The organism is Candidatus Zixiibacteriota bacterium (genome assembly GCA_040753495.1).
Taxonomy (GTDB): Bacteria; Zixibacteria; MSB-5A5; order GN15; family PGXB01; genus DYGG01.
The window spans coordinates 1-7,809 of the sequence record JBFMEF010000071.1 but is presented as its reverse complement, the minus strand read 5'-3'; the positions used below and the strand labels follow the sequence as shown (position 1 = coordinate 7,809).

Here is a 7,809-nt window from a genome sequence, read left to right as displayed (position 1 = left end):
CATAACGATATCGACTTCTTCAACCAGGAAAGGATAAGGGGCGGTGCAGGACTGGGAAGGGTCCTGGTAAGATTTATAGAGCTCCATACCGGTAACCCAGTGTTGAATGAGCCAGTATGGTCCGAGGTCGTGGCGCACGGAGCATATTTCAGCGGAGGCAAAGCGAGGCGCCAGCGAAAGATTTTCGATACTGAAATCGGTAAGCGGCGTCACCGAGGCGCTTCTCTTAGAATCGAATCCGGCCGCGGCGGAAACAATCAGAAGGCATACTAATATCATCAGGATAGGTTTCCGGAACATCGAAAACTCCTTTTTTCGATAAAAAATGTTTCTTCTACTTGATATCGATTGATTTTGCCGTAACTTAACCGGATATGAGCAGAGAGGATTTCGAAAGAGAAAGCGGCGACCGGCGCTGTTCAAATTCTGCGCAGCCGACAGAATACCCCGCTCCTACCGCTTTGCGGCGCAAACCGGACTGGCTCAAAGTGCGCGCCGGAGGGGGGAAGCGTTTCCACGAAGTTGAGGAACTTCTGAAGGAGTATCATCTCCATACCGTCTGCCGTGAAGCCAACTGCCCCAATCGCGGCGAGTGTTATTCGCAGGGAACCGCCACCTTTCTTATTATGGGTCCGCACTGCGCCCGCAACTGCCGTTTCTGCAATGTCACCCATGGCGCTCTGCAGCCGCTCGACCCGGAGGAGCCCTCCAGAATCGCCCGCGCTGTTTCGATTCTGGGATTACGCCACGCCGTTATTACCTCGGTCACCCGCGATGACCTTGACGATGGCGGCGCCGCCCATTTTGCCGCTGTGATTAAGTCTATCCGAAAACTCAAAAGCGATATCACCATTGAAGTCCTGACGCCGGATTTCAGAGGCGACCTTGACGCCCTTGAAATCGTGCTGGCGCAGAGGCCCGATGTCTTTAACCATAATGTCGAAACGGTGCCTCGCTTATATCCGCAGGTGCGACCCCAGGCGGATTACCTCCGCTCGCTGGCGGTGTTGAGAGCCTCCTCCGAACGCGCCGGGATTCTGGTCAAATCCGGATTAATGCTGGGACTGGGCGAAGATGAAAAAGAACTGCAGAAACTCTTTATTGACTTGAGCCAACAGGGGGTGCAATTATTGACCATCGGGCAGTATCTTGCCCCTTCCCGAAATCATTTTCCGGTGGCAAAATATTATTCCCCGGAGGAGTTTGAAAAGATTGCCGCTCTTGCCCGCCGGAGCGGAATAAAAGAAGTTTTTGCCGGACCGCTGATTCGCTCCTCCTATCATGCGGCGGAGCAGTTTTACGCCCAGTAGGGATTCTCCCATTATCAGGGTAAAATTGATACAATCCCCCCAATAGCCCTTTTGCCGCTCTAATTCTCTTCCGATACAGTGAGTATGATTCAGAAAAAAACTACCGCTATTACTTCAAAAACTTACCCACTCAGGAAGGTGGTCACTCTATGAGAGAGATAATTATCATAGATGACGAGCAGTATATCGGCAATATTATCCGGGAAGCCTTAAGCGAGTTCCGCGATTTTCGGATTCATAATTTCACCGACCCGGTGCAGGCGGAAGATTATATCGCCAAGAACGGGGTTGACCTGGTGCTGACAGACCTGGTGATGGGGAATTATTCCGGAGTTCATATTCTCGAAACTACTCTGGCAAACCACCCCGATGCCATTGTTATTCTGATGACCGGCTTCCCCACGGTAAAGACCGCCATTGCGGTTCTGAAAAAGGGCGGCTACGATTACCTGATAAAACCGTTCAAGCTGGAAGACCTGAAATCGGCCATCAAAAGAGGGCTGGAGCATCAAACGGTGCGGCGGGAGAATGTCGCCCTGCGCAGCCAGATTGAACTGATGAAGGTCGCCGATGCCCATAGCCGCGGGATGAAACTGCATCCTTTCTTGAAACTTATCATCGATTCCGCGGTCAAAGTGATACCGGCCGAATTTTCGGCAGTTCTCCTGCGGGACCGTCTTACGCAAAAATACAGTCTTCAGTGCTCCCAGACCCGTGAAGGGGAATGGGCCTGGTCCTTTCCGCCGAGCGCTGCCTTGACCCTTCCCGAAGGCGATAAAATCGGACTGGAGCCGACCTATATAAATGATGAATTCAGACAGGATGAGCAGCAGTACAAACGTTCCATAATATATTATCCGCTGATGTCGCGCGGAGAAACCCTGGGGCTTCTGGTGATTACTTATATCGACCGCTTCAATCATATCAGTCCGGGGCAGCTGCGACTGATATCGCTTCTGGCGGCATCTGCCGCGAACGCGGTTGACAGCGGACGTCAGGAGCGCAATCTCCGCAAGTCGTATCTGATGACTATCCGCGCTCTGGCGAATGCGGTGGAAGCGCGGGATATCTGCACCGCGGGACATACCGACCGGGTCTTCCGTCTGGCGCGGGTCATCGCCCGCAAACTGGGCTGGGACAAAGAACGGCTGGGATATCTCAAAACCGGTTGCATCCTCCACGATATCGGAAAGATCGGCGTCCCCGATGCCATCCTCAATAAGCCGGGAGAGTTGACCGCCGAAGAAAGAAAAACGATGGAGAAACATCCCGAACTCGGCATGCGGATATTAGCCGGTATTCCCAGCCTGGAGCCGGTTCTGCCATATATAATCTCGCACCATGAGCGGTACGACGGCAAAGGGTATCCCTACGGTCTTCAGAGAGAAGATATTCCGGTTGAAGGACGTCTTCTGGCAGTGGTCGATACCTTTGACGCCATTTTATCCAATCGCCCGTATCGGCAGGGGACCGACGCCGAAGCGGCGGTGGCCGAATTATTGAAAAATCGCGGGACGCAGTTCGACCCGATGATAGTGGACCTGTTTATGGAGGCGTATCGGGAGGGGAAAATCGCCGCGGTGACGGTTAACGGCCGTGAGAAGCGGCAGACTGTATCGCTTAATCCAGTATAAACGGCGCCGGCACGAAACTGACGAGAAAAATAAATATGGCGATAAGCGCCATCACCTTTGCCGCGCCGGTCAGTTTCTGGCTGTCGTTGTAAGTGGGGGGATGATTTATCCCGAACAGAAAGACCAGCGCCCCAAAGAACCACCAGCCGGGCCACCAGAACCCGAGCACCATCATAACAATCAGGAAGAACCGTCCTATCTGATGCTGACGGTTTCCCAGCAGACCATATAGTATATGCCCGCCGTCAAGTTGACCGAGCGGGAGCAGATTTATCATTGTCACCAGGAGTCCGACCCATCCGGCAAAAGCGGCCGGCGACAGCATGAAGTCGTATCCTTCCGGTATCGGACCGATTATCAGCCAGGAGAGAAGTTTTATAAGCAGGGAGTCGCCCAGCCGCATCCCTCCTTCAAAATCAGGCGGAATGATTTCCGACCGGCTCAACCCGATAGCGATAGCAATCACCGATATCACGAACCCGGCAATCGGGCCGGCGGCGCCGACCTCAATCAGGTCGCGCCGGTTGGTGAAGGGGGATTTCGATTTGATGACGGCGCCAAAAGTCCCGACAATATTCGGCGCCGGGATGAAATACGGCAGCGACATAAAGACCCCCCGGCGGCGGCCTGCCAGGTAATGGCCAAATTCGTGAAAGAGCAGGATTGCCATCAAGGCGACGGTAAATTCGAGCCGTTCCTGCACCGCTCCGGGACGGTCGAAATAATGGAAATCGAGCGACAGCAGCGCCGGCGCCAGAAACATGGTGGCAAGCGTCGCCAGGAAAAGAATAATGTTAAGTAGCGGGAGGCGGATTTTCCTGGTCTGGCGAACGGCGATGAGAATGCCGTGGGCGTCCTCGCGGACATTCGCCGTGAAGCCGACATTGTTGAGCCGCCGATGCAGAAGCGAAAACGCCTCTTCCCTGCCGATGAGAGGCTTGGCGCGCAGTATCAGCCGCCCGTCATGAAAATAGATAGCCGATATCTCATAGATATCGGAAAGCTGGTAATATATGGCGCGCGAAGTCTGTTCCGGGTTATCCATATCTATTAATTCGTCATATCGCTTTCATATTGAACAAGATTAAACCGTTTTGGTTCGAGTTTGTCAAGATGTTGCAGCGGATATCCGTTGCGTCAGTTCTTAGGTTCGACCCAGTCGGAGCGTGAACTGATGCCATTGGTTGCTGGAATATATCTTGGGCAGGGGTGAACCCTGCCCCTACCGACATTCCGGCGTACGCCGGAATCCACCCCATAGGATTCTTCGTTGCGTCAGTTCTTAGGTCCGACCCCGGCGGAGCGTGAACTGACGCCTCTGGTTGCTGGAATATATCTTGGGCAGGGGTGAACCCTGCCCCTACCGTCATTCCGGCGTACGCCGGAATCCACCCCATAGGATTCTTCGTTGCGTCAGTTCTAAGGTCCGACTCCGTCGGAGCGTGAACTGACGCCTTTGGTCGCCGGATTATATCTTGGGCAGGGGTGAACCCTGCCCCTACAAGAGGCATAAAAAAAGCCCCCCGGTTCACGGGGGGCTTTATGAATCTATGATGATTCACTCAGGAGCGTTAAATCTCCCATTCGCCGAGCGGGCACGGTCCGCCGTTGAAGTAGAACTCCTTCAAGTACAGGACGTCATTAATATCGATAGTCTCATCGAGATTGACATCGCCCAGGTACATGAACGGGAACGGTCCGTTGCCGCCGAAGTTCACATGCGCGGCGAGATAAACAATGTCAACAATGTTAATCACGCCGTCGTTGTTGACGTCACCACGACCGAAACCGCAGAACTTGTTAGCCAGGTCTGCGATACCGTAGTAGTTAGTGGCGTCGTCTGCATTGGTGATATTCGGCATTCCGAAGTTGGCGAAGCAATAAACACCGGTATCACTGCCGGAGAAGGTATTCTTGGCAATGGTGTACCAGGCATCGCGGTCGTCAGGGTCGGAAGCGCACGGGTCGGTGCCGGGCTGGTGGCTGAGACCGACATTGTTCGACATCCAGTAGTACACGGAGTCGAGCCAGATATCGGAATCATTCCAGGGTCCCATCTGAGCCGTAATGGTCTTGGAATTGATCAAAGGCTCAAAACCGCAACCAAACGGAATCTTCACAAATCCCCAGCCCATGGTCGGAGCGCCGCAATCATACACATAAGCGAGTGAATGAGAGGCGTCGTATCCGTTCATCTGGCGGGTATTGGTGGGCTCAACGTCATAGTCCAGCATGGCGCCGAGGTACAGGTCGGTAACCTGCTGCCCGTAGCGGGCATAAACGGCATGGCGTTCAATATAGAAGTTATTGAATGCCGCTACGCCGGTCACGCCGATGGCTTTCACGCAGGCTTTGAAGCCGACCGTAAGAGTATCATCATACGGCGGGTCTTCATTGTAATCCCACGGATAAGCCCACCACCAGTGCAGCACGGCGCTGGTGTCGTCATCCATATTCTGCATCGAGTCCACATAGGAGTAAGTCATGACGTTACCATAAATATTGTTATAGGTAGCGCCATTGTCGGTAGACATGGAGGCGAGCAGCACGTTGGAGGACAGGTGCGGCGGGCAGACCTCAAGGACGCATTCGGGATCGGCAAGGAGTGATTTCCACTCGTTGTCATATCCATGCCAGTTGAGGGAGTGGAGAGCCACGCGGTACTTGCTTATGGCATAAATCAAAGCGCCCTGCCACAGCTGAGCATCTTCGCCATTAACATCAAAGCTGGCGGAGTCGCCGTGGGCGACAAAACCGGAGTTCCAGATAATCTTGTAATTATCGGCAGCGGTTCCGAAATAGAGACGTTCCGTAGCATAGAGGCAGCCGCCGATTAAGCCGAGCTCAATCTGCGGAATGGCATAGTTCGGATCGTCTATCAGAGCGCTATCCAGGAAGTAATCCGGGTCGTTGGTTCTGACATAAGCATAGAAAGCGTGACGCCCTCTGGTGATCATCGGGCCATTCACCTCCAACTGGATATCGATAGTATCGCCGGGAGCAACGAAGGAGCCGTTGAGCGGAGATATAATCGAGTTAATGTAAGGCGGAGGAGCGAAGGCCGCGTTGTTCATGGAGATGCCCTTGTCATAAGCCATCTCGTCGATAGCCAGGTCGGTCTCATCGGCGAAAGCGAGGCTCCAGTTGTCGGTCTTCGGGTTGAAGTTATCGACAAAAGTTGACAGACGGGTCAGTCTCTCCTGGTTGGCGCTGCTGACCACGGCCGAGAGCGGCGTGGTGTTGTTGCTGATTTCATCAAGAGTGATGTTGACAATCTGCAGCGGAGCGCAACCACTGTTAGCAATAGCATTCGGGAATGTGGCGACGTAGTTGCTCGGGGAGCCAAATTCAACCGGAATGTCGATCACGTAGTCAGGAATGTCGAGGCGCGGACGATTGGACTGATTGGTCAGACCAATAATCTTGTTGCGCCAGGTCAACAACAGGTGACTGTCATTCATGACCGGAGCGACTCTGTGACCGGCATTGCTGAAGCTGCCGGACAGGTAACCGGTGAAGCGACGATGGAACAGCGGAGCGCCATTGTCGGCATTAAAGAACTTGGCATAGTTCGAACGATACACGCCAATATAAACATCCGATACACTCGGCTCACAGGTGAGAACACCTTCCATCAACGGGAAGTCGGCCGCATAAGGCTGAGTCGGATAGGTGTTGGTCCATTCAACCGAACCGGTGGTACGGTTAACACCGATAGGACCACGGTGGTCGCCGGAGGTTGTCCAGTACGGCCAGGACTGATGGATAACGCGGGAGGCATCGATGTTAGGCATCGAATATCCGCCGCTTCCGTTGTGGGCGCGAACGGCCCAGTTCAGAGAACCATCAGCGGCATTAATGGAGTACAGAACACCACCCTGCTGAACCGGTGAGCTGTTGTCGGCTATCGGATAGTACGAACAGGTGTAAAGTATATTGTCAGCGCCAGGCTCGCAGGCTCCCGTTCCGGCTACCGAAATAGCGTTGGGGAATCCTTCAAATCCACCATAGTCCTTGGCAGGAACAACGGTGGCAGCCTGTAAGCCGCCCGAGGTGGACAGCCGCCAAACTTCAGCGCCGGTCGCCGGGTCGAGAGCATAGATGTCGCCACTGGTAGCGGCAATAGTAGTGCCAACAAAGAGGTAGGTGCCGTCAGTGGTGAGACCTCTAATTATCGCGTTCGGCAGTTTGACCGGGTTGACTGCCCATCCGGGGAAGAGCGCGCCGGTAAGGGCATTAACTGCATAGACCCATCCAAAGTCGTCGGAGTAAATGATTACATCCGTTCCCCCCACGTTCACTATCACGGAAGGACCGAAAGTCATGAAGTGGTTGGTATGAGCCGAGAAGTTACGGGTCCAGACAGTGGCGCCAGTGGTGATGCTAAGAGCGCTGAAGGCTTTAGCCGCGCCGCCGGCGGTGTAAACCAATCCATTGTAAGCGGTCGGGGTCGAGTAGGCCGCCGAGCCAATTACTAATGCATCGGGAGGTCTTAACCAGATCTGCGTGCCGGTATTGATATCGATGGCGGCAAACCGGTCAAGGAAATAACACATGACAGTGTCTTTGTAAATAATCGGGCTATTGAAAACTGCCACCTGACCGGCAACAAACTCCCAGGATTTGGTCAGTTTGCACTGAGCATCGCCAATGGAATTGCCGGACTTGCCGGTGCGGGCAAAATTGCCGCCCATGGCAGGCCAATCCCCGCCCGGAGCGCAGGCGCACTCGGTCACAGGGACGCAGCAGGTATAGGCTTCAGCCACGAGATTCAACGGAATACCGTAAGTATTAAGCAGACTCTGCCAGTACAAAGCGCCGGTGTCTCTGTGGGAGAAGGCGTTGGAGTAGCCCAAATCAGCATG

At 54.0% G+C, this 7,809-nt stretch carries 5 protein-coding genes; 2 read left to right on the top strand and 3 right to left on the bottom strand.

What is annotated here, in order from left to right; all coding sequences use genetic code 11:
* Positions 1 to 300, bottom strand: a 300-nt coding sequence (locus tag AB1690_04650) for a hypothetical protein (GenBank protein ID MEW6014593.1), incomplete at its 3' end; no start/stop codon positions are given.
* Positions 301 to 374: 74 nt separating this feature from the next.
* Between AB1690_04650 and lipA the strand changes: the two genes are divergently transcribed.
* Together lipA and AB1690_04640 are read left to right on the top strand one after the other, a co-directional pair.
* Positions 375 to 1,310, top strand: a complete 936-nt coding sequence (gene lipA / locus AB1690_04645; GenBank protein ID MEW6014592.1) for a lipoyl synthase — start codon at positions 375 to 377, stop codon at positions 1,308 to 1,310.
* A 149-nt stretch (positions 1,311 to 1,459) separates the two neighbouring features.
* On the top strand, positions 1,460 to 2,944 hold the full coding sequence (locus AB1690_04640) for an HD domain-containing phosphohydrolase (GenBank protein ID MEW6014591.1): 1,485 nt from the start codon (positions 1,460 to 1,462) through the stop codon (positions 2,942 to 2,944).
* Here the strand turns inward: AB1690_04640 and AB1690_04635 are convergent.
* Together AB1690_04635 and AB1690_04630 are read right to left on the bottom strand one after the other, a co-directional pair.
* A complete protein-coding gene (locus AB1690_04635; protein MEW6014590.1) occupies positions 2,931 to 3,989 on the bottom strand; it encodes a site-2 protease family protein in 1,059 nt (352 codons plus the stop codon). The genes AB1690_04640 and AB1690_04635 overlap by 14 nt on opposite strands.
* 526 nt (positions 3,990 to 4,515) lie before the next feature.
* A partial coding sequence (locus AB1690_04630) for a PQQ-binding-like beta-propeller repeat protein (protein MEW6014589.1) occupies positions 4,516 to 7,809 on the bottom strand: 3,294 nt, incomplete at its 5' end.